Origin of the sequence: Kitasatospora sp. NPDC093558 (assembly GCF_040683475.1) — a bacterium.
Classification (GTDB): Bacteria; Actinomycetota; Actinomycetes; order Streptomycetales; family Streptomycetaceae; genus Kitasatospora.
This window is the reverse complement of record NZ_JBFBDY010000863.1, coordinates 1-2,316: the sequence shown is the minus strand read 5'-3', so window position 1 is coordinate 2,316 and position 2,316 is coordinate 1. Positions and strand designations below refer to the sequence as shown.

The 2,316-nt window shown below is 72.3% G+C and carries 1 protein-coding gene and 1 pseudogene; one reads left to right on the top strand and one right to left on the bottom strand.

Annotated features, from left to right (window positions below; translation table 11 throughout):
* Positions 1–159: 159 nt before the first annotated feature.
* Positions 160–1,539, bottom strand: coding sequence for an LPXTG cell wall anchor domain-containing protein (locus AB0O00_RS36245; RefSeq protein ID WP_363658961.1), 1,380 nt, complete (start codon positions 1,537–1,539; stop codon positions 160–162).
* 268 nt (positions 1,540–1,807) lie between these two features.
* Between AB0O00_RS36245 and AB0O00_RS36240 the strand changes: the two are divergent.
* Positions 1,808–2,316 (top strand): annotated as a pseudogene (locus AB0O00_RS36240) (leucine-rich repeat domain-containing protein); the annotation flags it as partial.

Genomic DNA, 2,316 nt, shown 5'->3' with positions numbered 1-2,316 from the left:
GTGTGGACGCCGGCGGCCAGGCACTCGCGTTCGGCGAGCAGCATCAGCGTCCGGCCGTGTCCCCGGCCCCGGTCCCCGGGTCCGGACCGGGAGCCGACCCGACGCACGAAGGCCCGTCCGCCCCCACCGACTGGCGGGGAACGGACGGGCCTTCAGTGCTCAGCTGCCCTGCGTGTCCTTGCGGCGGCGCGCCACGACCAGGGCGCCCACCCCGAGGGCGATCGCGGTGGCCCCGGTGATCGCCATCGGCGCGGAGCTCGAACCGCCGCCGGTGGACGCGAGTTGGGTGTCCGTCGCTACGGCCGGAGCCACGGCGGCCTGAACGCTCGCCGACTGGGCACTCGCCGCCTGGCTCGGCACCGGCGCGGCGGAGGTCTCCCCGGCCTGTGCGACCGGGACGACCGGGGCGGTGGACGGCGTGCCCGAGGGCACGGCCGGCGCCGCGGTGGTGGCGGCCGAAGTCGGCGTCGGCGTCGGAACCGGGGTCCCGGCCGCGGCCGAGACCGTGAAGTCCACCTTCGGCCCGAAGCCGTTGTTCGGGCTCTCACCCGGCCCCGGCTCGCTGCTCTCGACGGGCACCAGTGAAGCGGTCATCGCGGGCGCGTTCCTGGTGAACGACAGCCGCACGTTGACCGTGCGGGTCTCCCCCTTGGGCAGGTCGAGGAGAGCGGTGCCCTTGCTGCCCGTCCAGCGGGACAGGTAGACCCAGTCGGGGTGGCTCGAGTCGAAGCCGGGGCTGGCCTCCAGCCACCCGCCGTCAAATGCCTGGTACTCGACCCTGACCACGTCGGCGGGGAGTTCGGTCTGTCCCTGGAACCGGACCGTGGGCAGGACGACGAGGTCCTTGCCGGTCGTGTTGGTGTAGATCAGTGTGAACTGCTTCGCCTCGCCCCCCGCCGTGAAGGACGCCGCCACGCCGTCGAGCCTGGCCTCCGGCCGTGCGACGGGCGTGGGGGCCGGGGTGCTCGGCGTCACCCGCGGGGCGATCCCGACGTGCAGGTACGGGCTTTCCGCCTCGGTTATGCGCTTCTCCGGCGGCAGCGCGGGATCCGACACCACGACGCCGAGGTGCGCCGTGAACTGGACGAGCGGGGCGTCCGCCGCCACGGTGAGGCGCAGCCGGTAGGTGGCCCCCTCGCCGCTCGCCAGGTGCAGCCCGGCGGCGGACTGGTCCAGAACCCAGAACCCGCCCTCGCCGGCATCGGTGTTGTTCACCTTGGCGTCCTGCCACTGCGTGCCTGCGGGCCGCTGGTACTCCAGCTTGAACTGGCTCTGCTTGAGGCCGGCGCCAAGGAGACCCGCGACGGTGAAGGCGGTGGTCGCGTCGACCTGGTGGTCGGCGGTGTTCCTCAGACTCGCGGTGAACTCGACCGGCTCGCCACCGGCCTTGACGACGTCGGGGCCGTCCACGGTGACGATGACCGGGGAGGCCGATGCCTGCCGGCCCTGGGCGGTCGCGGTGGGTGCCGGGGCGGCGGACACGGCCGGAGCCGTGGCGATGGCCAGGCCGGACACCAGCGTGGCGGTGGCCACGGCCATGAACCTGTGGTGCTGATTGCGCAACGGAGCCTCACGGGAGATTTCGGACGTAATTCGTCGGAACGTGAAATCGCATGCGTGAGAGGAAATTTCTGGCATGGCGGAACCGGCGCTTCGCCCCCCAACGAACAGCGATCGCGGCATCCTAACCGGACGGATCCGGCTCCCCACGCCCGGGGTCGCGTGCGGTCACGTGCGACCCGGCGCAGCGGATTGTCGGACCCGACTGGTAGACACGTGTTCGGCCCGACACCCGAGGAGCAGCGCCATGACCGTCAACGAGCACATCAGGGAGTTCCACGGTCTCCCCGTCTTCGACTTCGTCGAGGCGGTCGAGCAGGAGGAGGCGACGGCCGGCTCGCTGCCCGGGGCTGGCGCGGTGGCCTGGAAGATCGGGCTGGACTTCGAGTCCGAGGGCACCTTCGCCGAGCGCTGGCAGCGGTTCCTCGACACGGTCGACGTCGAGCGGGTGAGCGCCCTGGTGCTCGGTCAGTGGTTCTCGGAGGCACCCGAGGGCCTGGAGGAGGAGGCGCTGACGGCGATCGTCGCCTCCGCCCATCGCCTGCCCGCCCTGCGGGCACTGTTCGTCGGGGACATCACCTACGAGGAGAGCGAGATCTCCTGGCTGGAGATGTGCGACGTCACCCCGCTGCTGACGGCCTTCCCCCGGCTCACCGAGCTGGTGGTGCGCGGCGGCACGGACCTCGCGCTGAAGCCCGTGCGCCACGACGCGCTCACTGCGCTGCGCTTCGAGGCCGGCGGCCTGCCCGCCGAGGT